We start from the raw sequence: 24,156 nt of genomic DNA, 5'->3' as shown, positions 1-24,156 counted from the left end.
CAGGGGGACGCGAGGCGGGGCGCAGGATTAAGTGAACGTTTGCGTTCACCGTTGGGGACTCACTACCGCGGGTGCGACAGTGAACGCAATCGTTCACTAACGCCTTTGTGGGGGGCCCATAGTGACGACCTCTCAGCTGCTTCAGAAACCGAATCCGGGCGTGGCCCGCCGGGAGGGGCACCCCGGCATCGCACTCACCGTCATCGCGGCTTGCCAACTCATGGTGGTACTCGACGCGACCGTTCCAACGCGCGTTTCACCGTCTCCGTCTTCGTCGTCGTCCGTGGGGAACAAGTGGGGTTCGACCACGCCCTCGACCAGCATGTCAGGCAACGGCGGCTCTTTCGATGCCTCGGGAACCGGAACGACCGGAATTGTCCGGAACCCCGCGAGCACCTCCACCACTCGCGTCACCTCGACGTCGATGAGATCGATGACGTCCGCCCGGCCCTCGTCGCTCATCAAGGGCATCTGGGCACGGGCCCGCTCGACAAGGGCGTAAAGATCCCTGACCCGGCGCTCCGCGACCTCGGTCTCACGCTGCCATACGACGGCCTCCTCCTCGCGGAGTTTGCGCAGCTGAGTGAGTTCGGCGTTCATGGGTCGGCGGCCTGGGGCACCAGCTGGATCGCGGCGTCTTGATCCAGCCCTTGCTGCGCGGCTTGGACCGCTGTCACGGACATCACCGTGGTGATGACCTTCTCCACCATCAGCTCCAGCTCCAGCTCCAGCTCCAGCTCCAGCTCCGACACCGTAGAACCTGGCTCCCTACTCACGGCGCCCCACCTCCCTGGCCTGTAGCCAACTGGCCGCCCTTGGGCCGCAGACCACAGCCGGCCTTCTGCGCCGGCGCGGAGGCGGTCCCGGAGACACCGGTAGGTGTCGATCCACTCGCGCGGCACATTCGGCGCCTCGGCATCCGCCTCCACCTGCTCGCGCAGGGCGGCGGTACGCAGGGGCGGAGCGGTGAACGTGACCGCCAGCGGTATCGGCTCGGGCAACGCCTGGACCGCGGGGACGCTCGGGTCCTCTTCGTCCAGGGCCGCTGCCTGGGCAACTGGCCCGCCGACCTTCTCAACCCACGGCGCCCCTGCAAGGTCAACCCCTTTAGAGAACGCTTGTGTTCACGAAGGCCGACTCGATATCGTCCGAAGTAGTGAACGCACACGTTCACTACTTCGTCTCTGGGGGACATTCTGTGACGCACGATCAGGTACAGACGCAGTCACCCGTGCACACGCCACCGGGTCCGGCCTCACGCCCTTCACACCCGGGCATCGCGCTCATGGTCATCGCCGCGTGCCAGCTGATGGTGGTGCTCGACTCCACGATCGTCAACATTGCCCTGCCCCACATCCAGACCGCGCTGAACTTCTCCACGACCAACCTGACGTGGGTGGTCAGCGCCTACACCCTCACCTTCGGCGGCCTGCTGCTGCTGGGCGGGCGAGTCGGGGACATCCTCGGGCGCCGCAGGGTCTTCATCGCCGGCATCCTGCTGTTCACCTTCGCCTCGCTGCTCGGCGGACTCGCTCAGGAACCCTGGCAGCTGCTGGCCGCACGAGTCCTGCAGGGAATGGGCGGCGCCATCGCATCACCCACCTCGCTCGCGCTCATCACCACGACGTTTCCCGAAGGCCCCGAGCGCAACCGGGCGTTCGGCATCTTCGCGGCCGTCTCCGCGGGAGGCGGCGCCATCGGACTCCTGGCCGGCGGACTGCTCACCGACTGGCTCGACTGGCGCTGGGTGCTCTTCGTCAACGTACCCATCGGCATCCTCATCGCGGCACTCGCACCGCGCTACATCAACGAGTCGGAGCGCCACCCCGGCCGCTTCGACCTGACCGGCGCGCTCACCTCTACGCTCGGCATGGTCGCGCTGGTCTACGGGTTCATCAGGGCGGCATCCGACGGCTGGCGGGACTCGCTGACGCTCGGCGCGTTCGGCGCGGCCGTGGTACTGCTCGCCGCGTTCATGTTCGTCGAAAGCCGCGCCAAGGAACCGATCACCCCCCTGCGGATGTTCGCCAACCGCAACCGCTCGGGCACGTACGTGATCATGATCAGCCTCGCGGCGGCGATGTTCGGCATGTTCTTCTACATCGTGCTCTTCGTGCAGAACGTGCTCGGCTACTCCCCCACCCGCGCCGGCCTGGCCTTCCTGCCCGTCACCGTGGTCATCGCGGTGGGCGCGGGGATATCGCAGCGGCTGCTGCCGGTGTTCGGCCCCAAGCCGTTCCTGATGACCGGAACCGCCCTCGTCGCCATCGGCCTGGCCTGGCAGTCTTTGGTCGACTCGGGCAGCTCGTACGTCGGCGGGGTGCTGGGCCCGATGCTGGTCTTCGGCTTCGGGATGGGGCTCAACTTCGTCACCGTCACCGTGACCGCCGTATCCGGCGTCGCCCCGCGCGAGGCGGGCGCGGCCTCCGCTCTTCTCAACGCGACACAGCAGGTGGGCGGTTCACTCGGTCTGTCCATCCTCACCACTGTCTTCGGCTCGGCCAGCCGCGACGAGGCGACCAAGCAAGCCTCGTCGTTCATGGGCCGGGCCACGCCGGAGCAGAAGGACGCGTTCGCCAAGTCCCACCAGCTGCCGGCCCCGTGGAGTCACGAAGTCCTCGCCCATGGGATCTCCACTGCCTTCATCCCGGCCGCCGCCATGGCCGTCCTCGCGTTCGTCGTCGCTGCGGTCGTCATACGCGTCCGCAAGAGCGACTTGGAAGCCCTCAGCGGTGCGGGCGGCGCCCCGGTCGTGTGACCCCGCGCGTCCCCCGATCACGGCGTCCGTAACCGATCGCCCCGCCCGCCACGGGTGCGTCGGCCTACGGGCGCCGTGCGGCGCCCTCTGGCCAGGAGGCTCCCGCCGACACGCCGCGGCCCGAATTCGAAACTTGGTCACGCCCGTTGGAACGCGGGCCGTACTAGCAGGCCGGTACGGGCCGTACGCGGGAGCCGGTCGAGTGCCTGCAGGCAGTACGGCACGTTGGGGCCGGCCGCCGTGACGGGGATCCGGCGGCGAGCGAGGAGTTGTGCCGCGGCCTCCGTCACAGCCCACGCTGCGCTGCTTGTTCGGACCGACACCCGCACGACCTGGGCAGCACGGCAGGGCGGTGACGTGGGCGGTGTCTCCAGACGGTTGCCCGTGCTCTCCCGACCACCTTCCCATCGAGGCGAAGAGGCAAGCGGGCCACCGCGTCACACCGCGTGTGAGCTGCTGAAGGTCTCCCGTGCCGCCTTCTATGTTCACCGCACCAGCGCCCCGGGCCCCCGCGCGCTGCGCGACGCGGAGCTGACCGAGCGGATCAGCGCGGTCCACGAGCAGTCCCACGGGCATCCGGCTGCTGGTCGGCCGGACCGGCCAGAGCTGGGACAACGGGATGGCCGAGTCGTTCTTCGCCACAAGCCACCGCAGTCCTGCCGACTACGAGGCCCTTTGGCGGCCTGACCACCACACCGATGGTGTCCGTCAAAGCGGAACAGGCTCAGGCGGCCTGCGGGTATGCAGGACAGGGACAGCTTCGATGCGCACAGCGCGCACGGTCGGCCGCAGTCGGCCAAGTCGCTGTGTCCGGTGGGCGGGCGGCAGGCACCGTCGCACACGACCACCTCCTCCCGACGTCGCAGTGGGCTTGTGCGGGAGCCCGGCGTGCGTGGCGATCAGGTGAGCCTTCGGCATGTCGGCGCGCGGGACGGCGGGGAGCCGCTGAGGAAGGGATGAGTATCCGATCCGACGGGGGCGCTGTGCGCGCCGCCGCCTCGGAGATCGACACCCGCCAGAAGCGAGAGAGAGACACAGATGACGACCGATCTGCGACGGTCGGCCATGACGCCGGCGCGTCCCGGCACCGGCGCCGAACGCCGTCCGTCCGTCCGCCGGGGCACGCATGGACGCGCGGGGACATGGTGCGCCGCCGTCCTTGCGGCGGGCGCCGCGCTCGCCCTGGGCGGTGGGCCCGCCCCGGCCACTGCCGCACCAGGGGCGGGCGCCCCACCGCCGTACTGGGGGACCGACAGCCCCCAGAGTCCAGCCACCCTCATCAAGCCGGGGGCGTCCGGCCCAGTGACGTTCGGGATCAAGAGGACGACGGGCCTGCCCTCCCGCGTCAGCAGCTTGACCTTGACGGTGTACTCACCGGAACTCATGCGGCTGGCCGACACCACGGTGACGCCGGTCGACCGTGCGCCAGGAGGGTGGTCCTGCCGGATGTTCCACGGGATGACCCCCGTGACGCACGACGGCACCCACATGGTCTGCACATCCGGTTACAGCGGGCCGCCGCCTGCCAAGGAATGGCACTGGAAGGTGAACATCGCGGCTCCCGCGGAGCTGCCGGCCGGCACCAGGAGCGCCAACGGCTGGGCGTCCTTGCGGCTGCACCCCGCCGGCCGCAGCTCCGGCACCTGGTGGGACTCACACGCGATGACCCTGGAAGCCCGTACGCCGGTCGCCTCGCCGGCATCCTGACGGCACCCGCCCCGGCACCTCCGTGCCGGGGTGCGGCCGCGTCCCGGTCAGCGATGCCGTCTGTTCCGGGGGTTCTGGTGAGACTTGCCGGGAGTCCTGACCTTCAGGGACATGGTCGTCCAGACGGACCGCCCGCGGTAGCTGAAGTGGAACGCGGCTCCCTGGTTGTAGGGAGTGGTGGCCAGTGTGGTTCCGGCCCGTGTGCCGCGTACGACCTTCATCCTCAGCTGCCAGGCCGCCGTTCCGCCGGCGCGGGCGACCCGCCCGTGACGGTCGGAGAAGCAGCGCAGGATCGTGCTCTCGTACGGAACGCCCTTCCGGTACGCGTCGCCCTTGCAGGCCCAGCCGCCCGGCGCACCGTGGAGCGGGGTCAGCTTGGTGTCCGTGAAGCGGGTGCCGTAGGGGGCCCAGATCTCCATGTACATGCGCCCGTCGTTGCGCATGCTCTTCCTGCCGGTGTTGCGGAGCCGGATGCGCGCCAGGCCCGCGCGCCCGGGCGCGATGAAGACGGGCCGTTTCTGCGGGGCGTCGACCAGCACGGGATGCGGTTTCCCGGCGGCCGCCGCCGGGTGCACGCCCATGACCGCCGCCGAGCCCGCCAGTACGGCCGCGGCGCACCACGTTCCGACCAGGCGGGCCGCGCCTCGACGCCCCGAACCGGCAGCTCTCATGGTCCCGGTGGCCGGTCCCTGTCCATCCGTCATGACGAACGGCCTTTCCGTTGCCCTCGGTGGGCCATGGCGGCAGCTCCGCCACCATTCGACCCGACTGGATATGCGGTATCCAACCTCTTGAAGGCCGAAATAGGCAGGAAAAGCGGACATGACGGCAGCGCCACTAACCCGTTCGGCCCCGTTCAAGGACTCTTCACACACCGCCCACCAGTGCGGAACCCGAGCAAATGGGCCTCTAATTGAAGGAAATGCAATGTTTATGACGATTCGTCACTTTTGTTGCGGTATACGTGAGTCGTTGCTGCCGTAGGACCCAGCCGTGAGCGACACGGGGTGGCGGCAGCCTTCCAGGACGGCCCAAGTGCTGCCCACCCTCACCTTGGAGAAAGGAAAAACAGTCGCATGACTGAGTCTGCTGAGATCACCGGAAGCGGGAGCGACCGCCGCGGGTTCATGAAGGGAGCGGCGGTCACCGCCGCAGCGGTCGGCGCCGGAGCTCTGGCACCAGGTGCCGCCCAGGCCGCGGAGGCGGAGCGGATCGCCGCTCTGCAGCCCGCGTTCCCGTTCGCGCTGCCCCCCGTCGGCGTGGACATCCCGTGCAGCTGCTACGCCTCCAACGTGCCACTGCAGATCAACACCGGGGTCGTCAACCTCGACTTCAAGGGCGGCATCGACATCTGCGTCCGTACGAGCAACGAGACGGGTCTCGTCCTGGAGGTCATCGGCCACAAGGTGGTCGCGGACACCCCCACCCAGACGGTCACCATCGAGCAGTCGGACACCACGATCACACCGCTGAGCCTGCTGCAGATGAACCCCGGCAACCCGACCGGGGTCCCGCCGACCCCGCCCTTCCCGGAGATGATCATCAAGCTGCTCTTCAAGCTCACGGTCGCCCCGAAGGACGGCAGCCCGCCGCTGGTCCTGTCCACCGACCCGAACCACCCGGCCACGCTCAGCTCGGGCCTGCTCAAGGCGTTCCCGCCCGCCAACCAGGGCTACACGCTCGGCGGCAACGTGCCGCTCCTCGACCAGAACGGCAACCAGGCCGGCCAGCTGCAGGGCTTCCCGGTCACGGTCAACCAGAGCGCCTGAGAGACGTCGGACGCCGAACCGCGCCCCGCCACCTGCCAGGTGGCGGGGCGCGGCGCGCTGGTACGACGCCCCGGACGAAGGCCCCGCCTCAGGCCGCAGGCTGGAAGGCCTCGCCGAACACGGCCTTCATCAGATAGGGACCGGCCTCATTCTGGAAGTCCACCTGCGGGGCGAAGACCCGTACGGTTCCCTCCAGCACCAGCAGGGACAGCAGGGGGAACACGAACTCCGGTGCGGCGTACAGGTCGTGGCGGCGCTGGATGTCGAACAGCGAGGCGCCGAACGTCACCAGGTCGAAGTCGGCCGCGGACACCCCGCTGTTCGCCCGTACCAGCGCGGTGAGTTCGCGGGTGAAGCCGTCCGTGTCGGCCTGCGGCCCGGCGGTCGCCGTGGACAGGACGATCTGGGCGCAGGCCTCCCCGTCCCCGACCGACATCTGCAGGAAGAACCAGGCGAACTTGACGCGTGTCCACTCGTTCAGGCGCACGGTGAAGCCGGCGTCCACCAGTACCACGTCGCCGTCCGGCAGGAAGTAGAGGTTGCCGGGGTGCAGGTCGCAGTGGACCAGCCCGTCGATGAAGAGCATCCGGTAGATCCCGCGCAGCGTCGACAGCACCGCCCGCTCGCGGACGCCGTCCGGGAACTCGTCGGGCTCACGGCGCCGCAGGCCCTCCATGAACTCCATGACAAGGACGCTGTCGTGGCTCAGTTCCCGGTGTACGGCGGGCACCCGGAGACCGGATTCCTGCGCCATGTTCTCCTTGAACTCCTCCAGGAAGCGCGCCTCCCTGAGGAAGTCCAGTTGGCCGTGGACCGCCTGCGCCATCTGGTCGACGACGGCGACGGCCGGGAGACCGCGCATCTGCGGCAGCCGGGCCACCAGCCGGGTGCCCCTGCGCATGAGTTCCAGGTCCACCGCCAGCTGTCGGGCGACTCCGGGGCGTCGCAGCTTCACCGCGACCCTGCGGCCGTCGGAGGTGGTCGCACGGTAGACGCAGGCGATGCTGCCGGCGGCGACCGGGCGGGCGGTCCCGTCGGTCCCCCGGTCCAGTACGAGGCCCCTGTCCCGCAGTTCGCCGGACACAGTCGTCAGCGGCACGGGCCGAACGCCGTCATGCAGGCGGCCGAGTACGGCGCACACGCGTGGCGGCAGCACGTCCGCCCGGGTGGCCAGCAGCTGGGCGGCCTTGATGAAGGCGGGTCCGAGCCGGGTGACCAGATCGATCAGCCAGCGGTCCCGGCGGGTACGAAGGTCGCGGCGCAGGACCCCGATCGCCGTCTGCCCGGCGAATACCACGGCGCTACGCAGAAGGACCAGCAGGAGGACCGCCGCGCGCCCCGCGAGCGCTCGGCGCGGAACGGTGGCGACCGGGTCCGCGTGCGGCAGGACGGTGTCGGCATTCATCGATGACTCCGAGGGCTACGGGGGCTACGGGGGCTACGAGAGGACTTCGAGATGGCTCCTGGGCGGGGCGGCCGGGTGTCAGTCCCCGCTTCCCGCCGGGACCTTGATCTGTGACGGCGTCAGGTCCAGCGACGACGCCTCGTCGGGCGAGAGCGCCGCCGACCCCGCCCTGCGCGTGCGCACCCGGTCGCGCCAGACGATCACGGCCAGCGACAGGGCGAACAGGACGGTCATCGGCATCGCGAGGACCATCATGGTGAGCGGGTCGCCCGTGGGGGTGGCGAGGGCTGAGAACACGAAGATCAGCAGGACGAGGGTCCGCCAGCGGGCCAGCAGGCTTCCGGCGCTCACCACACCCGCGAAGTTGAGCAGCACCAGCAGCAGCGGCATCTCGAAGGAGAGGCCGAACACGAGGATCATCCTGATGAAGAACTCCAGGAACTGATCGCCCTGGAGAAAGTTACTGAAGGAACCCGGCGTGAAACCGAGCAGGATCCGCAGGGCCTGCGGGAACACCCAGTAGGCCAGCCCGGCCCCGGACAGGAACAGCGGCACGGCGCCTGCGACGAAACCGAGCGTGTAGCGTTTCTCGTGGCGGTGCAGCCCCGGCGCCGCGAAAGCCCACAGCTGGTATGACCACAACGGGCTGGAGATCACCACTCCCGCGGCCAGGGCCACCTTGAATGTGAAGGTCAGTGGGGCCATCACGCCCTGCAGCACCATCAGCCCGTTGGGGCAGGCGGGTGTCGCGGGGGCGATCCCGTGCAATCCGGGGATGTGGCAGCTGGGACCGGTGAGTTCGGTGATCAGCCAGGGGTGCAGATACCAGCCGGCCACCGTGCCGAGGAACACGAAGAGCAGGGCCTTCGCCAAGCGGTTGCGCAGCTCGCGCAGATGCTCGCGAAAGGGCATCCGGCGGCCGCCCGGGAAGGCCGGGGTCCGGGGGTTGTCGAGTCGGGTCGTGTCCACGGGGACGGAACTCCTCATGCGTGAGCGAAGAGATCAGCGGTCGTGCGTCCGTACACCCTCGCCGTTCTCCGGCGCGGAGCCTTCCGCAGCGGACATCCGCGACGCCGGCACCCCCGCCGCGGCCGCCGGTGACGCTTGCGTGACGGGCCCCTGTGGCGCCGCAGCCGATGTGTCCCGTGCCGGCGGCGAGGTCCGCTCATACGGGATGGGCGCGCTGAACGGGTCCGCCCCCTCGTCCATGCCCATCTCGGCGGCCGAGGGGAACGGCACGTGCTCCGGCCAGCCCTCGGGCTTGGGACCCGGCTGCCACTGCGGCTTCGGCGGGTCCCAGGGCCTGTCGTCCTCCAGCAGGTGCTTCGCGACGAACGCCCGCGGGTTGAGGTCGCGCAGGCGCAGATCCCGGTACTCGGGACCCAGCTCCTGCCGTACCCCGTCGGTGGCACCGCGCAGCACCGTACGCAGCCTGCGCAGGCCACGGGCCGCTTCCCCGACGGCCTTGGGCAGCCTGTCGGGGCCGTAGAGGAACAGCGCGATCAGAGCGAGAGCGACCAGGGTGAACGGGCTCAGGTTGAACACCATCACTCCAAGAGGAACATCGAGGTCGCTGGATTCCGTCGCACACCCATCATGACGACAATTGCATGCCACATATCACCACATATCGCCATAAACGCGCGCCATACGGCTGGGATTCACTCGTTGAGGCCCTTGCCCTCGCTGCGCATCCACCGGTCGCGGACCGAACCCGACTCTTGTGAAGTCGTCACCCAAGGCGTTACCGGGTCAACTCGACGCCTGGACGGGCATCCCGATCCGGTGAACTCGCAGAGGTCTCCATGCCGGCCGCAGGTCTGCCGATCCCTGATGAACGTCGGCTTCCCGTCTGGCCAGGGCTCTTGGTGACCTGCGGCGATACGGATCCGGCCGTAGGTCCGTCCGTGCTTCCTGCCGGGGGCGCAGCCTTGGTGGCGTGCTCGTGCCTCCTTGTCGGGACGCAGGGGGGGTTCCTATGGTCCGGCGCATGAGCATCCCCACTGAGCCGATCGGCAGCATCCCCCGCCCTCGCGCCCTGCAACAGGCTCTCGGTGAGCACGCCCAAGGCTGGCTGGACGACAAAGAACTGACAGTGCTTCAGGAGCAGGCGGCGGCGGACACGCTCGCCCGCCTCGAGGCGCTGGACTGCCCCGTCCTGGTCGACGGCGAGCAGGCCAAGCCCAGCTTCGCCACCTACCCGATCGCCGGCCTGGCCACCCTCGCACCGCATGGCGCCGTCATCCCGTTCGCCGACGGCCACGTCCGGCAGCTGCCACACCTGACCGAGGGGCCGTTCCGCTACCAGGTCCACGCGGAGTCGTATCTGCGCGGCGCCCGGCGGCACACCGACCGCCCCCTCAAGCAGGCGGTCATCGCGCCCTCGGCGCTCAGCCTGCTCTACCCGGCCGAGCCCCTCGCGGGGTACTCCCGCGAGGAGTTCCTGCGCGACCTGGCCGACGAGGCGGAGGCCGACATCCGCGGCTGCCTGGACGCGGGCGCGCACGTCGTCCAGCTCGACTTCACGGAGGGCCGCCTCTCACTCAAGCTCGACCCGAGTGGCGCGCTCCTCGACGACTTCATCGCCCTCAACAACGAGGTGCTCGGCCGGTTCGGCGAGGCGGAGCGGGCCCGCCTCGGTGTGCACACCTGCCCCGGCGGCGACCACGACTCCACCCACAGCCTGGACGTCGACTACGCCGGACTGCTGCCCAAGCTCTTCCAGCTGCAGGTGGGCAACTTCTACGTCCAGCTGGCCAGCGAGGCGGATCCCGAGCGGGTCCTGAGTACCATCGCCGACCAACTGCGCCCCGGCATGCGGGTGTTCGTCGGTGTGACCGACCCCATCGATCCCAGGGTGGAAACCCCGGAGGAGGTGAGCGACCGGGTGCTGCTCGCGGCCCGCCACATCCCGGTGGACCAACTGGGCACCTGCGACGACTGCGGCTTCTCGCCGTTCGCCGACGACACGTCCACCTCGCGCGACCTGGCCTTCGCCAAGATCGAGGCACGCGTACGGGGAACCGCCCTGGCCTCCCAGGCGCTGGGCGCTCCGCTGGACGTGCGGTAGGCCGACTGCGGGGCGGGCGGTGCGGGCGGCAGTCCCGTCGCGATTCGTCCGGTCGGGCGGAATGATCGCCGCACCGGAGCCGGTACGGGGAGTCGCCGTATGCCCGCCCCTTAGATTCCGGGGCATGAGATCAGCAGATCACGCATCTGCGGGCCGTCGCGACTTCCTCAACTCCGCCGGGGCTGCCGCGCGCCGGACAGGAAATCCGAACAGGAAATCCGGTGCAACAGCACGGCGCGCGGGGTGGTGCCGCGCACCCTCGCCGGATCGGGCACCGTCGACATCGACTGCTCGATCCGGCTGCGCGTCGAGGCCGACCCGGGCGACCGCGCCGGCAGGTCGTGGCGGCTGCGGGTGCTGGAGCACCGGATGCAGGGCGACAGCGCCCGGTGCACCTCACCGTCCAGGTGGAACACGTGCTGCCGGGCCTGCTGGACCGGATCGGCCCCCGCCTCCTGGACCTGGGCTCCACAGGGCCGGTCACCCTCACCACCACCGAACCCCTGGTCCTGGAGGACGACAACCTCACCAGCTGGAAGCTGAACCGCCATACCCTTGCCTCGCGGCAGCCGGTGGGCCTGGAACTCGCCGGCATGCCAGGGGTGACCGTCGCCACCATCGAGCCGTTCACCGTACTGGCCGAGCACTCCGCGCAGTCCTGACGCGAGCGCCCCAGGGGGGCGCGCCACTGTGGAGAGCGGTTTCGGCCATGCCACGAGGAGCAGGATGACGGTGCGTCAGAACCGCCTCGGCGCGTCAGAACCGCCTCGGCTTCTGCTCGTCCGACTGAAGGAGCCCTGTATGCCGCACATCGACGTCGGCAACGACCTGCCCGGGATCGTGTCGCTCTTCGCCTTCCGGCCCGAGACGGCCGCTCCGCTGAGCGAGCTGGCCGAGGTCCTGCTGCGCGGCCCCAACTCCCTGAGCCGGGGCGAGCGGGAGCTGATCGCCGCACGGGTCTCCCACCTCAACAGCTGCTCCTTCTGCACCAACTCCCATGCCGCGTTCGCCGCCGCCCAACTGGACCAGGGCATGCCCCTGGTCGACCAGGTCCGCACCGACCCGGCCACGGCGCCCGTCTCCGACAAGCTCAAGGCCCTGCTCGCCGTCGCCGACGCGGTCCAGGAAGGAGGGCGCGCGGTCACCCGCGAGCACGTCAAGACCGCGCGTGCCGCCGGGGCAACGGACACGGAGATCCACGACACCGTCCTGATCGCGGCAGCGTTCTGCATGTACAACCGCTATGTCGACGCCCTCGCCACCACCGTCCCCGACCAGCACGCCGTGTACACCGAGATGGCGGATCACATCACCACCCACGGCTACCGCGACGTCGTGCCCCTCCAGCCCTGACGGCCCCCTATTTCTGCCACATTTCTGCCACGCCCTCCTCGGCCCAGAACCCGTTCAGAGCCGCGGCGAGGGCATCGGGGTTGTCGTGGTGCGGCAGATGTCCGGCCCCGGGGACGACACTGTGGCGCGCACCGAGTTGCCGGGCCAGTTCCCGGGTGCGGTCCGCCGGAACCAGCGGGTCCTGCGCACCGCCCACCACCAGGATCCGAATGCCCTCGGCGCGCAGCCCGGCGACGAGATCCGGTGCGGCGGCGGCCGACGCCAGGTGCCTCAGGCTCATCGGGTGGCTGCGTGCCAGCCGCTGCCGGATCACGGCACGGCGCTCGTCGGTCATGGTGCCGCCGCGGTGCTGCCGCGCCACCAGCCGCTCCCAGTCGGCGGACTGGGCGTCACCGGCCGTCATGGGCCCGTCCCAGCAGGGGGCGACGAGGGTGAGGCTGCGACACGTCGACGGTGCGAACCTCTTCCGGGAGCCGGCCTGGACCACGGCGGTGGCCGCCACCACGGCGCCGGCACCGTGACCGACCAGGTGGACGGGCTTACGGGCACACGCCGCCGTCATCGCGACGGCCATGTCGGTGGCCAGCGCGTCGATACCGTACGCGGCAGGGTCGTCGAGGCCAGGGGTCTCGTTCTGGCCGCGCAGGTCCACGGCGAAGAGCCGGTGTCCCGCTTCGGCCAGGCGATGCATCAGCGGCAGGAAGTCCTCCTTGGCGCCCCCTGCTCCGGACACCAGCGCCGCTCTGCTGCCGTTCCAGTGAGGGCCGGACGGACCCGGACGGCGGATCTCGACGCCTGCGAGCGGACCGTGCGGAGCGGGCATCAGCAGGGGGATGACCGTCCGGGCGTCCGCCTCCCGGCCGGCGGACTGCTTGCCATCAGGATCAGGTGTACCGCGCATAGGTGCCCTCCTTCGGGTTCATGACGGTGTGGGTTCAGGGGCGCAGGATCCGGCATCCCACCAGCCCCGTCCGCCCCGACTGCTCGTCGATGTGGCACAGAAGTTGGGCCAGGTGCTCCAGCCAGCGGGCATGTGTGAGGGGTCCCGCCGGCACCGCCTCGAAGCCCAGCGCCTCCACCCAGGCGCACACCAGTCGCTGTGCCGACGGATCGTCCACGGCGACGGGTACGCTCGGTCGGCGCCACTCCCCCAAGGGCGCGGGCCCAAGTCGTCCGAGGGCCTTGGCCGAGACCGTGTTGAGCGCCTTCGCCACACGCGTCCGGGGAAGGCGCCGGGCCAGCAGCTCCGCCTCGCTCGGCCCCCAGGGCCCGCGCGGTGCCGGCATGGCCCGCCGGGTCATCTCAGGGTTGGACAGCTCCAGTACCACCTTGCCGGCCAGCGCTGGTTCCAACTGCTCCGCCACCTGCCGCAGCGGCTCGCCCGGCGGCACCGCGAGCACCACCAGCTCGGCTGCCGCCGCGGCTTCCCCGGGCGCCAGCTGCACCACTTCCGGCGGCACACCAGGCCGTCTGCGGCGATGCTCGCGCACCCCGGCCAGGACCTGAAGGCCCTGCCGGCGCGCGGCGTGCAGCAGAGCGGACCCCATGCGTCCGCAGCCCACCACGGCGGTCCGAGCGGGCAGCGGCGAGGCCGCGGAGGTGTCGCGACGGGGGCGGGAGTCCGGTTCAGACACTCCGGTCCACCGCCAGGGCGGGTTCCCGCTCGTAGGGGCGCAGCGCCTCGGCGAGTTCCCCGGGTACGTCGATCGGCTCCATCCCCTCGGCGGTACGCCGCATACAGCCGATGGTCTGCTCTCCCCGGGCCACCAGCTGAGCCGTCCTGTCCTGCAGCCGGTAGTAGTCGAAGAGCATGGTGACCTTGTTCGACTCGCGTGCGCCGAGCGACATCCGTACCTCCACCTCCTCGGCGGCGTACAGCTCGGCCAGGAAGTCGCAGCGGCTGGACAGGGTGACCATGGCGAAGTCCTCGCGCAGAGCCCTGAACACTCCCGGTGCCCGCTCGGCCAGGAAGCGCTCGCGGCAATGCCCCTGCCACAGGAAGTAGTTACTGAAGTACACGTTCCCGACGAGGTTCGTCTCTTCCAGCATCACCAGATGCCGGTGGTTGTACGTCGTGCGCTGCCACATGTGTGCCTCCCGATCCTGCCATCACGGCCACGGCGATCACCGGGCCCGGTCCGTCGCCGGTGCCCGACTCCGGCTCCTGAGCGCCCTCGGGCGCCAGATGGCCCGGGACCACCGTGGTCGCGATGAGCGAGCGCCCGCTGCGGAAACGGACCCAGCCGTCCTCGAAGACCCCGTCCACGGTCACCGGCGCGGTGGGGCCGCACCCCGCCTTGCTGCCGCACTCGGCCACCGCCCACAGCCGTGCCGCGAGGGCGTGGTCCGGTTCGTCCAGCGCCAGGCGCAGCTGCGTCCACAGGCTCTCGTTCGAGGCGCCCAGCGCCGAGCGCACCCCGTCCGCCTCGCCGGGCTCGATCCGCTGCCAGTCCACGGCGACACCGGCCGGGCCCGTGGCGGTCAGGGTCAGCCGACCGCAGTGGCTGCGCGAAGTCCCGTGCGGTGGCCGCACCGGAGGGACGGTACGTTCCCGCGGTGCGCCCGACTCGATGCCGAGCGTCAGGGCGGGTTCCAGGCCGAGCGCCAGCGCGCCCCGTTCCAGGTGCACCGCGAACAACGGCCGGGTCCAGCGCTCACGGCGCGGCAGCCGGCCCACGTCCAGCAGCCGCAGCCGGCGCCAGCGGACCAGGACCCGTCCGCCCTCGTCCACGGCCTCGACGTCCCATTCGTACGCGCCCCCCTCGGACCAGCGCTCACGGGCGTGCACGGTGACGTCACCGTCCGCCAGGCCCTGTCCGGCGACCTGGAACTCCTCGCAGCCCACGGGCAGCACCCGCCGGCCCGGGACACAGGCCTGCAACGCGTGGATGGTCACGTCATTGCGCCCGGGGCTGCCGAGGAGCAGGCCCTGGGCCAGCCCTCCGGCGAACCAGCCCCCCTCGACGGCCGGGACCAGCCGGGCCCTGACCTGCCGGGCCCGCAGGCCGTGGAGCCGGTCGACCCGCTGGAAGCGGCCGGTGTGGAAGTAGAGCGGCCCATAGAGGTCCGAGGCCGGGACCTCGGGGTCGTCGCCGGTCACCGGCGGCAGGGACGGCGCCTCGCCCGCCGGCTCCGCATCGCCGTCGCCGTCCGGCAGCGGGAACACGGCGCGGAAGTGGTCCGCCCGGAACGCCGTCTCTTCGCTGCGCAGGGCCACGGTGACGGCGCCGTCCCCGGCGAGCGCGCACAGGCGCAGGGTGCGGGTGCCACCGGCCGCCGACGTGACGGGACGGTCGAACGTCACTTCACGACAGCGGCGCAGCGGCCGGCCGGCCAGTACGGAGGCTGCCTGGGCCATCGCCTCCAGGCCTACGACGGCGGGCAGCACCGGCAGCCCGTCGACGCGGTGGTCGCGCAGATACGGGTCGGTGTCCTCGGTCATCGCGTTGTCCACGACGAGTTCCACGCCCGGGTAGTGGATGCGCGGACGCGTCAGGAACCGGGCGGCGGCGCCGAACGCGTCCGCGGGCAGCGGGCGCGGCGGCAGTCCCATGCGCCCGTGCACGGTCACCGCCGTGGGCAGGCCCGGAGCGGCGGCCAGCCGCAACAACAGGTCCAGGCCCTGCTCGACGGGGATCGGCGTGACGTCGTTGCGGGCCAACTGGTCCAGCACGCTGAGCCGTTCGCCCATGCCCACGTCGGCCCACACCGACCAATCGATCACCAGGGTGCGGCATCCGGGCAGGTCACAAGCCTCGTCCTGGAGCATCTCGCGCAGCCGGCCGTTGGCGAGCGCGTAGTGGCACTCGCCGGCCAGCCCGTAGCGGCCGATCACCGAGCCGAATCCGATGAGCAGGCGCAGCCGGTCACGGTTCACCGCGGCCAGCAGATGGGCCAGCCCCGTCGTCTTCGGTGCCAGGTGCGCCCGTACGTCGGTTTCGGTGAGGTCGTCGAAGCGCCGCGGCTGGTTGATCCCGGCGGCGTGCAGCACAGCGGTGACCGGGCCCAGTTCGCGCTCCGCCTCGGCGACCGCGTGCGCGGTGGCGCGCGGGTCGGTGATGTCCGCCTGCTGATAGCGAGCCGTGGCGCCGAGTTCGGCGAGCCGTTCCAGGTTCCGCCGCAGCTCGGCATCCCGGGCCGGATCACCGCGGCCGAGCAGGGCGAGCGAGACACCCGTCGTACGGGCGAACGCGGCGGCGGCCTCGAAGCCCAGGCCCTTGCCGCCGCCGCTGACCAGGAGTACGTCCCCCGGGCCGAGCACGGGTTCGGCGACGGCGTCCGGTTCGGGGAGGGGCATGGCGACCGGCTCGGCACAGGTGCCGTCCTCGCGCACCACCAGTTCCCGCAGGATCCCGGGCTCGGCGCCCGCGACGGCAGCGGCAGCCGCCAGGCCCTTCTCGGTCGGCTGGACCCGGAGCACGGTGATGCCGAGCCGCGGGTGTTCCTGGTGCAGGCTGCCCGCGAAGCCGGACAGGCCCGAACCATGGGTGACCAGGACCAGCCGGCCGCCACCGGCGATGGCCGAGCGGGTGGCGCCAAGGAGCCCGACGAGCCCTTCCGGCGCCTCCGCGTCAGGGACGTACAGCAGTTCGGCCTGGCCCGTCGGCTCGCCGCCCGGCAGCCAAAGGGTGTCGGCGCCGGGCGCCGCTCCGTCCGGTGCCGCGACGGTGACCCGGCCCGGGCGGTCGGCGGGGTCCGGGGCGGGCGGTGCGACGGGACGCAGTTCCTCGGCGAAGCAGCGGATCCAGGGCGCGACCCCCGGGACGATCGCGTCGGGCCCGTCGCCGCTGCCGGCTCCGGGGAGCGCGAGCACCACCTCGGCGATCTCGGCGAGCGTCGCATCCGCCATGGTCAGCGGCGCGGCCGGGGGCTCACGACCCGCCGCCTGGGCGGCCTCGGCGACCAGCTGTGTGACCTTCAACGACGACAGGTGGAGGTCGCTGAGCAGCCGCTGATCCGACGTGAGCGCCGCCGCGTCGAATTCCGTGGCCCGGGCGACGACGCGCAGGACGATGTCGGCGATGTCCTGCCCGGACAGGTGGACGACGGACTCGTCAGGGCCGGCGGGCGCGAACGGCTCGGTGGGGACAGCCCGTTCGACATGTACGGAGGTGGACGGCTGGGCCGGTACGGGCGGTTCGCCGGGTACGGCCGGTTCGACAGCAGGCCCGACCGGCGCGGCATGCTCGGCAGGTACGGACGCGAACGGCTGGGCGGACGCGAACGGCTGGGCGGGTACGGTCCGCTCGCCGAGTGCAGCTGAGGCGGCCGGCGTGGTGCCGGGACCGGGTGTGGGCCGGGCGCAGGGGTTGCTGATGAACACCCGCTCCCGCCATGGGTCCACGGGGCGGCTCTCACGGCCCTCGAAAAGCCCCTCGGCCGAGGCGAGCGCACCGCAGGCGAAGAGTGCGGCCGCCGTCTGCGCACGCGGCCCTGCCCCCGGCGCCCCGACGTCCAGGGACACCGTGGGCACGCCGCTGGGGGCGGCGAGCGCCGCGAGGGCTCGGCCGGGGCCGGTCTCGCAGAACAGATCCGTCCGGTCGGCGGCCGCGCGGACCGCCTCCCAGAACCGCACCGGTGCTGTCATCTGCGCACACAGCAAATCCTGCAGCTCCGTTCCCCCGGCACGGCAGACGCCGCCGGTCACGCCGGAGAGCAGCGTGCCGCGGGGCACCGCGCATCCGGTGGCGCGGACCAGGGGAGCGAACTTCTGAGCCGCGGCCGCGACGGCGGGCGAGTGGAAGGCGTGCGCCACTGGCAGCGGCTGCGCGTCGATGCCGCGCTCGGCCGCGCGCCGGGCCAGCGTGGCCAGTTCGTCAGCCGGCCCGGCGACCACGTGGGCGAGTGGCCCGTTGTACGCGGCGACCACGAGCGAGGTGCCCCGGCACAGCTCCTCGGCAGCAGCGGCGTCGACGGTGAGCGCCAGCATCCCCGTACCGGGAGCACACAGCTCGGCCATCGTCCGGCCGCGCCGGTCCACCAGTTCCAGGCTCTCGTGCGCGCTCAGACAGCCCGCCCAGACGAGCGCGGCGTACTCGCCCAGGCTGTGCCCGAGCGCCGCCTCGGCCCGTACGCCCAGCTTCTGAAGCCACCGCAGGCCCGTCAGCGAGGCCCGGTGGACGACCGACTGAGCGGCGGCCGTGTCGGCGACCGGGCGGGGTCCGTGGGCGAGGGGAAGCATGCTCGCCCCGTCCTCGGCCAGGTCGGCGCCGATCGCACCCGGGCCGACGGGCAGCGGGGCTCCCTGGCCCGGGAACAGCAGGGTGACCCGGCCCGGGCAGCCGTTCCCCGCCCATGCACCGAGGCGCCGGGCCAGTGTGCCCGGCGCTGCCTCGGCGAGGGCGGCCGCGGCGGCCTCGGCGCGCCGGGCGAGCTGCTCGGGGGAGTCGGCGATCAGGGCGGCGCGGACCGGGCCGGGGTGGGGTGCGCGGCCCCAGGCACAGGCGAGGTCGTGGAGTTCGGCGTCACACAGCCGCGGGGCCAGCCGTGCCAGGCGTCTCAGCCGGTCCGACAGTTCCTCGGGGCTGTCGGAGCTGAACAGGATCAGCTCCTGCTCCGGGTCGGCCCGGCGGGGGCGGGGCGGAGCGGAGCGGACGGTGGCGCGCGCCCGCGGCCCCGGGTGCCGGGGCTCGCTGAGCACCACGTGGGTGTTGATGCCGCCGAACCCGAAGGCACTCACCCCGGCGACGCGCGGCCCGTGCTGCCACTCGGTCGCGTCGGCGAGGATCCGCAGCACCGCGCCCTCGCCGACGAGTTCGTCCCGCGGGCTGTCGCATCCCGTGGTCGGCGGCAGCACGCCACCGTGAACGCCCAAGCACGCCTTGATCAGCCCGGCCAGCCCGGCCGCGGCCTTGGTGTGGCCGATGTTGGCCTTGATCGATCCGAGCGCGGCCGGCCGCGGCGACCCGGCACGCAGAGCGCACAACGCCTGCAGCTCGATCGCGTCGCCCACCGCCGTACCGGTTCCGTGGCCCTCCAGCAGCCCCGTCGCGGCCGGGTCGACACCCGCGTGCGCGTAGGCCCGGCGCAGCGCCAGGAGTTGGCCCCGTCGGTCGGGGCGGGTGATGCCGCCCGCGCCGTCCGAGGAGATCCCCCACCCCCGGATCTCCGCGTAGGCGGGCATCCCCGCGGCGGCCGCGTCCCGGCTGCGCATCAGGGCGACGACCCCGCATCCTTCGCCGGGCAGGAACCCGGTGGCCTCCTTGTCGTAGATCCTCATGCGGTCCTCGGCCAGCGCGCCGAGCCGTGCGAACCCGACGAGTTCGAACGGGTCGAGGCTGATGTCCACGCCTCCGGCCAGCACCAGGTCGGCGCTGCCCTCGCGCAGCCGCCCGCAGGCCGTGGTCACGGCGAGCAGCGAGGAGGCGCAGGCACCGTCCACGGTGAATCCGCCGCCGTGGAAGTCGAACTGGTTGCAGATCCGGCCCGCGATGGTGTTGGCGAGGCCGCCGGCCAGGAACTCGTCGTCGGGTACGGGGAACGGCTCCAGGTAGCGCTGCGCGGTCCGGGCCAGCACCTTCTCACGCTGGCTCCCGGTGAGTCCTTCCTCCGACAGGACGGCGTCGAACACGGCCCGCACGTACGGCCAGCGCAACCGCATGGCGCGGGCGCGCGTGACCTCGCCGGTGAGTGTGTTGCCGATGACCACCGCGACACGGGCCCGGTCGAGGCCTGCGCCGCCGGGGACCCCGGCGTCCTCCAGCGCGCGAGCCGCGGTCTCCAGCGCGAGCCAGTGGGCGGGGTCCGTGGCACGGTACACCGCGCCGGGGACGCGGAAGGCACCCCGGTCGAAGTGCCAGCCCTCCAGCAGGGCGGCCCTGGTCCCGTAGATGCTGTCCGGGTCGCGGCGCGTGGGGTCGGCATAGTCCTCGACGGCGAGGCGTTCCGCGGGCAGGCGGCGGAACGCGCGACGCCGGCGCAGGACCAGGTCCCACAGCTGCGCGGGGTCGTCGGCATCGGGGTAGCGGCAGGCCATCCCCACGACGGCGATGCCGTCGCGGGAAGCCGTTCCGGCCTTCTCGGCCTTCTCGTGCGGGGACAACGGCAACTCTCCTCAAGCCACTCAGGACGCGTCGGCGACTGCGGCACCGGCGCCGGAAGCGGCTGTGGCACGGGCGTCCTGGGCGTCGGCCTGTCCGGTCTCCTGGCGCGGGGCCGGGATACTGCTGCCGCCGCGCGCCGAGAGGAAGGCCAGCAGTGCCGCGCGCAGCACGCAGGCGATGACCAGTGCGAAGAACAGGCCGAAGACGATGTGCAGTTGCACGAGCACGCCGTACGCCGTGGCGATGGTCGCGCCGAAGACGACCTGGTTGCGTCGACGCCACGGCGAGGTGCCCGGATCGGTGATCATGTAGTTGGTGAACAGCACGAAGGCCGTGCCGGTCATGGGCAGCAGGGCGCTGACGGTGGCGATGTCGGTGAACGCGCCCCGGAGCAGTGCCTGTGCCGCGAAGCCGCCCGCCCATCCGAGGATCAGCGGGAGTTTTCCGGTCAGCTTGCCGTTCAGCAGGGTGCCGAGAACCAGCACCACCGACGGCGGAACCGCACCCCACCAGCCGTTCAGCCACTCGGTGAACTCGTACGGCGGTGCGATGCCCACCCACGGGAACAGCAGCAGGACCGTGACGATGCCGAAGTTGCTGGGGTTGAGGACGTGCCGGGCCTTGCCCATCACCCGTACCCGGATCAGGTACTTGCTGGACACACCGACGACCGCGGCCAGCAGCGTCGGCCAGATGCGGCTGTTGGCGTACAGCAGCATCGCGCAGGCCAGGCCCCCGATGTATGCGGGCAGCAGGAAGTCGACGGCTTCGCCGAGCGGCCGCCGGTACCGGGCCGGGCGCCGTAGGCCCCATGCCTCGACCGTTTCCAGGAGCAGTTCGGTGAGCACCGCGGCCAGGACGGAGAACAGCGGGGTGGCATAGGCCTGTTCGAAGCCGAGGACGGTGTGGCCGAGCACGGTGGCGGCCGTGATGGACATCGCGAAGCGGCGCAACGCCTTGCTGCGCCGGCACGGAGCGCAGGGCTTGCCGGCGTCGACGGCGCAGGTGTGGTCAGTCGTCATGCGGGAACCTCCGCGATGGTTCCGTCAGCTGCCAGCACGAGGGTGTGCCAGCCCGGTGGGAGGGTTGCGGTGCGCTCATGCCGTACTCCGTGGAGGTCCCGCCAGGAGAGGTCCACGCGCAGGGGGCGGTCCGTCTTCTCTCCGCCCAGGCCGAAGTGCAGATCCGGGGCGGCGACTCCGCCGTGTCCGTTGGCGGGGTAGAGCTGTTGCTCGGTCACCTTTCCGTCGGGCAGGTGCAGCCGGGCGACGGCCCCGATGGCCGGGGTGGTGGCGTGCGGTGAGCCGGTGGGCAGCCGCAGGTGCAGCCCGAGGAAGGGGGCCGCCTCGGAGTGGTTCCGGTAGAACACCGACTGTCCCCACTGATTGGCCGCGACGAAGTCGAGCCGCCCGTCACCGGTGACGTCACCGACGGCGAATCCCCGGGTGACCGCGGTGGACGCGACCCCGGCTTCCTTGGCCAGGTTCACATAGCGGCCCTGGGGTGTCCGGACGAAGAAGGTGTTCGGGTCGTGGCCGGAGAGATCGTCCCCCGGTTCGACGTTGGGCCAGAGTTCGGGGTGTCGCAGGATCAGGTCGTTGGACATCGCCGCTTCCTGCAGCTGCGCCCAGCGAGCGGTCCTGCCCGCCAGGAATCCGGTGGCGTGCATCACCTGGGGATAGCCCGAGTTGTCGAAGTCGGCCGCGACGAGGTCCCAGGTCCAGCCGGAGCGGGAGAGCCCCATGCCCTCGCTGTGGTCGTCGTAGGGAGCCTCCCCCCCGTGCAGCAGGGGGCCCAGCCGGTCGCGGGGCACCGTGGGCCGGAAGACGAAGTTGCTCTCCAGGAGTGCATAGGGCTCGGTGATGTTACCCACCAGGATGGCCTGGGTTCCGCTGCGGTCCAGGTCGGCGAAGGCGACGCCCATGCCCTTGAACGAGCCGTTGCCCAGCTGCTTGGACTTCGGGGTGGTGAAGTGGCGGGTTCCCGTGGCCAGGCGGAACCTGGGGGCGCCGGGCCTGGACTCGTTGATCAGCAGCCGGCCGCGGCCGAAGTCGTTCGCCTGGTACAGGTCCGGCAGTCCGTCGCCGTCCAGGTCCTGGGCGCCGAGAGCCAGCGTCCAGCCGTACGGGGGCTTCGGTCCGAAGGCGTCGGGGACCTCGGCGAAGCGGGCCTCGGGATTCCGGCCCGAACGGCCGCCGGTGAACCGGAAGTAGCGCAGTGTGCCGCCGTTCAGCGCGTGGGACATCGACGACGGCATCTGGAGTTCGGATTGCCTGGCGGTGGGGTCCAGTACCCGGGCCCCGTCCTTGAAGTAGTTACCCACGACGAGGTCGAGGTGCCCGTTGCCCTCGAAGTCGCCCAGGGTCATCGCGTTGGTGTTCCACACCGGGTGGCCGGGAACCAGTTCCCGCGGCACGAAGGCAGTCCGGGAGGGGGCACCGCCGGACCTGCGCAGGAAGAGCACGGGCGAGCGGCCCCAGTAGTAGACCACCAGGTCCTGCCGGCCGTCCTGGTTCAGGTCCGCCGGCATACAGCCCATCGGGGCCGCGTACGACGGCATGTACAGGCCCTTCGCCTCAAGGGTGAAGGGGCGGTACCGCTTCCCGGTACCGGGTGCCGGCTCGACGGTGACCGTGTCGGTGCGCGGGTCGACCAGGCACACGTCGTGCGAGACCGTACCGCCGTCCGCGGCGAACAGCCCGGCGCCGGCTCCGACCGAGGAGATCCACGACCGGATGTGGTGGAAGGCCGGCGCCACCGGCCGCACCCGGCGCTCGCCCGGTCGGTCGGAGGCGTTCAGCGCGTGTGCGGTGAAGTGGAAAGGCGCCGCCGCCGCTGCCCGGTCGGCCGCGGACACCGTGTCCGGCAGAGCCAGCGAGAAGGCGGTGAGACAGCAGCAGAGCGCCGCGGCCTTGGCGGCATGCGCCCTCAGAAAACGGGCGGGGGAGTTCATCGGCTCCTCCGGGAGCGGGGCGCGGCCTCAGCGGCCTCGGTGGACCCGGAACCCTGAGCGGGCTGCTGCGCGGGGGCGCCAGCCGGGTCAAAGCCGTGGTGGGCCGCCCACAGCCGCCTGATCCCGGCCCGCCATTCCTCGTAGTGCTGTGGCGTACGAGGGTGGGGGCCCAGGTCCGCGTGTGCGATGTCGGTCCAGTCGGCCGCGGTCTGCGCCGGCACCCCGGCGAGGACCAGGGCCCCATGGCCGCAGTGCTCGGGCAGGGGCGTACGGGCGCGCAGCCGGGCCCCGCAGGCGAAGGCGGCTCCCTGGGCGAGGTGGGCCCGGTAGCCGTCCGCCGCCTCGACCAGTGCGCGCAGTTCACCCTGGTCCGCGCCCCCTGCGTACACGGCCGCGAGGCCGATTCCGCTCCACAGGTCCGCTCGCCGCCACCGGGGGAACTCGGCCACCCGCAGGCCCAGTGCCTCGGGGTCGGCGCATTCGTGGAACCACAGGCACCGCCCTAGCCCCTGGTCCCGTACGGCACGCTGCCACGGGTCGAGACCTCGCTCGATCCGCTGCTTGGCCACGACCCGGTCCGAGTCGAAGAACGCCTGGTAGAAGCCGAATCCGTCCCAGGCGAGCCAGCGCAGCAGGGGATCGCCGGCACGCAGTGCGCGCCAGGGGCTCAGTCGCAGTTTGCCGAACGCCCAGCCGGCACCCACATGGATCAGATGCGGATAGTCGGTACCGGCTCCCTCAATGAGTTGCCGCAGTCTGCGTCCACGGGAAAGCGTGAGCACATCGAGCAGCGCACAGCCCATGCCCGCGCCTTCGAAGGCAAACCCTCGGAATTCTTCGGGGACACCACCGAGTACCGTGCCGAGCGCATCCGCGTTTCGGGCGTCCACCGAGTGATTGAATCCCTCGAGAAAAGCCCTTCCGGAATCCTCCAACCGCTGCCGGGCCGGACCCGGACGGAGCCTGAATCGGCGTGCTCCGAAATCGACTTGCCGCATGTCCTGCTGCAGCAACCGGGCAGCACGTGAACGCAGACCCCCGCAGTCGACTGCCGATGTTCCGGCGCCTCGAACCAAGAACGGCACTATTGCTTCCCCTC

At 71.4% G+C, this 24,156-nt stretch carries 19 protein-coding genes; 6 read left to right on the top strand and 13 right to left on the bottom strand.

Annotated features, from left to right (window positions below; genetic code table 11):
* Window positions 1-141 precede the first annotated feature (141 nt).
* Both AB0L75_RS32385 and AB0L75_RS32380 read right to left on the bottom strand, forming a co-directional pair.
* Window positions 142-600 carry a hypothetical protein gene (locus AB0L75_RS32385; RefSeq protein ID WP_365188176.1) on the bottom strand — a complete coding sequence of 153 codons (459 nt, stop codon included), beginning with the start codon at window positions 598-600 and terminating at the stop codon, window positions 142-144.
* A complete protein-coding gene (locus AB0L75_RS32380; RefSeq protein ID WP_365188173.1) occupies window positions 597-776 on the bottom strand; it encodes a hypothetical protein in 180 nt (59 codons plus the stop codon). The genes AB0L75_RS32385 and AB0L75_RS32380 overlap by 4 nt, the downstream gene beginning before the upstream one ends.
* A gap of 509 nt (window positions 777-1,285) precedes the next feature.
* Between AB0L75_RS32380 and AB0L75_RS32375 the strand changes: the two genes are divergently transcribed.
* Window positions 1,286-2,758: an MFS transporter gene (locus AB0L75_RS32375; RefSeq protein WP_365188170.1), complete on the top strand. Its 1,473-nt coding sequence runs from the start codon at window positions 1,286-1,288 to the stop codon at window positions 2,756-2,758.
* 1,038 nt (window positions 2,759-3,796) lie between these two features.
* Window positions 3,797-4,465, top strand: a complete 669-nt coding sequence (locus AB0L75_RS32370; RefSeq protein WP_365188168.1) for a hypothetical protein — start codon at window positions 3,797-3,799, stop codon at window positions 4,463-4,465.
* A 47-nt stretch (window positions 4,466-4,512) separates the two neighbouring features.
* On the opposite strand, the gene AB0L75_RS32365 is transcribed toward AB0L75_RS32370, so the two are convergent.
* A complete protein-coding gene (locus AB0L75_RS32365) occupies window positions 4,513-5,136 on the bottom strand; it encodes a hypothetical protein (RefSeq protein WP_365188166.1) in 624 nt (207 codons plus the stop codon).
* A gap of 405 nt (window positions 5,137-5,541) precedes the next feature.
* On the opposite strand from AB0L75_RS32365, the gene AB0L75_RS32360 reads away from it, so the two are divergent.
* Window positions 5,542-6,234: a twin-arginine translocation signal domain-containing protein gene (locus tag AB0L75_RS32360; protein WP_365188163.1), complete on the top strand. Its 693-nt coding sequence runs from the start codon at window positions 5,542-5,544 to the stop codon at window positions 6,232-6,234.
* 88 nt (window positions 6,235-6,322) lie between these two features.
* Here AB0L75_RS32360 and AB0L75_RS32355 read toward each other — a convergent pair whose 3' ends face one another.
* The 3 genes from AB0L75_RS32355 to AB0L75_RS32345 all read right to left on the bottom strand — a co-directional run bounded on the left by AB0L75_RS32355 (window position 6,323) and on the right by AB0L75_RS32345 (window position 9,187).
* Window positions 6,323-7,639 (bottom strand): AarF/UbiB family protein, encoded by a 1,317-nt coding sequence (locus AB0L75_RS32355; RefSeq protein WP_365188161.1) that lies wholly within the window; start codon window positions 7,637-7,639, stop codon window positions 6,323-6,325.
* 78 nt (window positions 7,640-7,717) lie between these two features.
* The gene (tatC, locus tag AB0L75_RS32350; RefSeq protein WP_365188159.1) at window positions 7,718-8,608 is read right to left on the bottom strand and encodes a twin-arginine translocase subunit TatC; all 891 of its coding nucleotides are present in this window, start codon (window positions 8,606-8,608) and stop codon (window positions 7,718-7,720) included.
* A gap of 33 nt (window positions 8,609-8,641) precedes the next feature.
* On the bottom strand, window positions 8,642-9,187 hold the full coding sequence (locus tag AB0L75_RS32345; protein ID WP_365188156.1) for a hypothetical protein: 546 nt from the start codon (window positions 9,185-9,187) through the stop codon (window positions 8,642-8,644).
* A 442-nt stretch (window positions 9,188-9,629) separates the two neighbouring features.
* Here AB0L75_RS32345 and AB0L75_RS32340 point away from each other — a divergent pair, with 442 nt between their 5' ends.
* The 3 genes from AB0L75_RS32340 (at window position 9,630) to AB0L75_RS32330 (ending at window position 12,062) form a co-directional block, all read left to right on the top strand.
* Window positions 9,630-10,709 (top strand): cobalamin-independent methionine synthase II family protein, encoded by a 1,080-nt coding sequence (locus AB0L75_RS32340; protein ID WP_365188154.1) that lies wholly within the window; start codon window positions 9,630-9,632, stop codon window positions 10,707-10,709.
* A 389-nt stretch (window positions 10,710-11,098) separates the two neighbouring features.
* The gene (locus tag AB0L75_RS32335) at window positions 11,099-11,371 is read left to right on the top strand and encodes a hypothetical protein (protein WP_365188148.1); all 273 of its coding nucleotides are present in this window, start codon (window positions 11,099-11,101) and stop codon (window positions 11,369-11,371) included.
* Between the two features lie 139 nt (window positions 11,372-11,510).
* Window positions 11,511-12,062 carry a peroxidase-related enzyme gene (locus AB0L75_RS32330; RefSeq protein ID WP_365188145.1) on the top strand — a complete coding sequence of 184 codons (552 nt, stop codon included), beginning with the start codon at window positions 11,511-11,513 and terminating at the stop codon, window positions 12,060-12,062.
* A gap of 7 nt (window positions 12,063-12,069) precedes the next feature.
* On the opposite strand, the gene AB0L75_RS32325 is transcribed toward AB0L75_RS32330, so the two are convergent.
* The 7 genes from AB0L75_RS32325 to AB0L75_RS32295 are packed head-to-tail and all read right to left on the bottom strand — an operon-like array spanning window position 12,070 to window position 24,142.
* Window positions 12,070-12,963 carry an alpha/beta fold hydrolase gene (locus AB0L75_RS32325; RefSeq protein WP_365188142.1) on the bottom strand — a complete coding sequence of 298 codons (894 nt, stop codon included), beginning with the start codon at window positions 12,961-12,963 and terminating at the stop codon, window positions 12,070-12,072.
* Between the two features lie 34 nt (window positions 12,964-12,997).
* Window positions 12,998-13,696: an NAD(P)-binding domain-containing protein gene (locus AB0L75_RS32320; RefSeq protein WP_365188139.1), complete on the bottom strand. Its 699-nt coding sequence runs from the start codon at window positions 13,694-13,696 to the stop codon at window positions 12,998-13,000.
* Complete coding sequence (locus AB0L75_RS32315; protein ID WP_365188138.1) at window positions 13,689-14,150, bottom strand: acyl-CoA thioesterase; 462 nt, start codon at window positions 14,148-14,150, stop codon at window positions 13,689-13,691. Before AB0L75_RS32315 ends, AB0L75_RS32320 begins: the two co-directional genes overlap by 8 nt.
* Entirely contained in the window at window positions 14,068-20,103 is a 6,036-nt protein-coding gene (locus tag AB0L75_RS32310) for an SDR family NAD(P)-dependent oxidoreductase (protein WP_365188136.1), read from the bottom strand. The genes AB0L75_RS32315 and AB0L75_RS32310 overlap by 83 nt, the downstream gene beginning before the upstream one ends.
* A 21-nt stretch (window positions 20,104-20,124) precedes the next feature.
* The gene (locus tag AB0L75_RS32305) at window positions 20,125-21,126 is read right to left on the bottom strand and encodes an enediyne biosynthesis protein UnbU (protein ID WP_365188133.1); all 1,002 of its coding nucleotides are present in this window, start codon (window positions 21,124-21,126) and stop codon (window positions 20,125-20,127) included.
* The gene (locus tag AB0L75_RS32300) at window positions 21,123-23,057 is read right to left on the bottom strand and encodes a CRTAC1 family protein (protein WP_365188131.1); all 1,935 of its coding nucleotides are present in this window, start codon (window positions 23,055-23,057) and stop codon (window positions 21,123-21,125) included. The genes AB0L75_RS32305 and AB0L75_RS32300 overlap by 4 nt, the downstream gene beginning before the upstream one ends.
* The gene (locus AB0L75_RS32295; RefSeq protein ID WP_365188129.1) at window positions 23,054-24,142 is read right to left on the bottom strand and encodes a DUF1702 family protein; all 1,089 of its coding nucleotides are present in this window, start codon (window positions 24,140-24,142) and stop codon (window positions 23,054-23,056) included. The genes AB0L75_RS32300 and AB0L75_RS32295 overlap by 4 nt, the downstream gene beginning before the upstream one ends.
* Window positions 24,143-24,156: the final 14 nt, after the last annotated feature.

The organism is Streptomyces sp. NPDC052101, assembly GCF_040680235.1.
GTDB lineage: Bacteria > Actinomycetota > Actinomycetes > Streptomycetales > Streptomycetaceae > Streptomyces.
This window is presented reverse-complemented; position numbering and strand designations above follow the sequence as displayed.

Excerpts from the sequence above, each read along its gene's own strand:
- AB0L75_RS32315 (WP_365188138.1), bottom strand. The coding sequence starts at position 14,150 with ATGTGGCAGCGCACGACGTACAACCACCGGCATCTGGTGATGCTGGAA.
- AB0L75_RS32330 (WP_365188145.1), top strand. The coding sequence starts at position 11,511 with ATGCCGCACATCGACGTCGGCAACGACCTGCCCGGGATCGTGTCGCTC.
- AB0L75_RS32345 (WP_365188156.1), bottom strand. The coding sequence starts at position 9,187 with ATGGTGTTCAACCTGAGCCCGTTCACCCTGGTCGCTCTCGCTCTGATC.
- AB0L75_RS32370 (WP_365188168.1), top strand. The coding sequence starts at position 3,797 with ATGACGACCGATCTGCGACGGTCGGCCATGACGCCGGCGCGTCCCGGC.
- AB0L75_RS32385 (WP_365188176.1), bottom strand. The coding sequence starts at position 600 with ATGAACGCCGAACTCACTCAGCTGCGCAAACTCCGCGAGGAGGAGGCC.
- AB0L75_RS32300 (WP_365188131.1), bottom strand. The coding sequence starts at position 23,057 with ATGAACTCCCCCGCCCGTTTTCTGAGGGCGCATGCCGCCAAGGCCGCG.
- AB0L75_RS32355 (WP_365188161.1), bottom strand. The coding sequence starts at position 7,639 with ATGAATGCCGACACCGTCCTGCCGCACGCGGACCCGGTCGCCACCGTT.
- AB0L75_RS32375 (WP_365188170.1), top strand. The coding sequence starts at position 1,286 with ATGGTCATCGCCGCGTGCCAGCTGATGGTGGTGCTCGACTCCACGATC.
- AB0L75_RS32340 (WP_365188154.1), top strand. The coding sequence starts at position 9,630 with ATGAGCATCCCCACTGAGCCGATCGGCAGCATCCCCCGCCCTCGCGCC.
- AB0L75_RS32365 (WP_365188166.1), bottom strand. The coding sequence starts at position 5,136 with ATGAGAGCTGCCGGTTCGGGGCGTCGAGGCGCGGCCCGCCTGGTCGGA.
- AB0L75_RS32305 (WP_365188133.1), bottom strand. The coding sequence starts at position 21,126 with ATGACGACTGACCACACCTGCGCCGTCGACGCCGGCAAGCCCTGCGCT.
- AB0L75_RS32325 (WP_365188142.1), bottom strand. The coding sequence starts at position 12,963 with ATGCGCGGTACACCTGATCCTGATGGCAAGCAGTCCGCCGGCCGGGAG.
- AB0L75_RS32360 (WP_365188163.1), top strand. The coding sequence starts at position 5,542 with ATGACTGAGTCTGCTGAGATCACCGGAAGCGGGAGCGACCGCCGCGGG.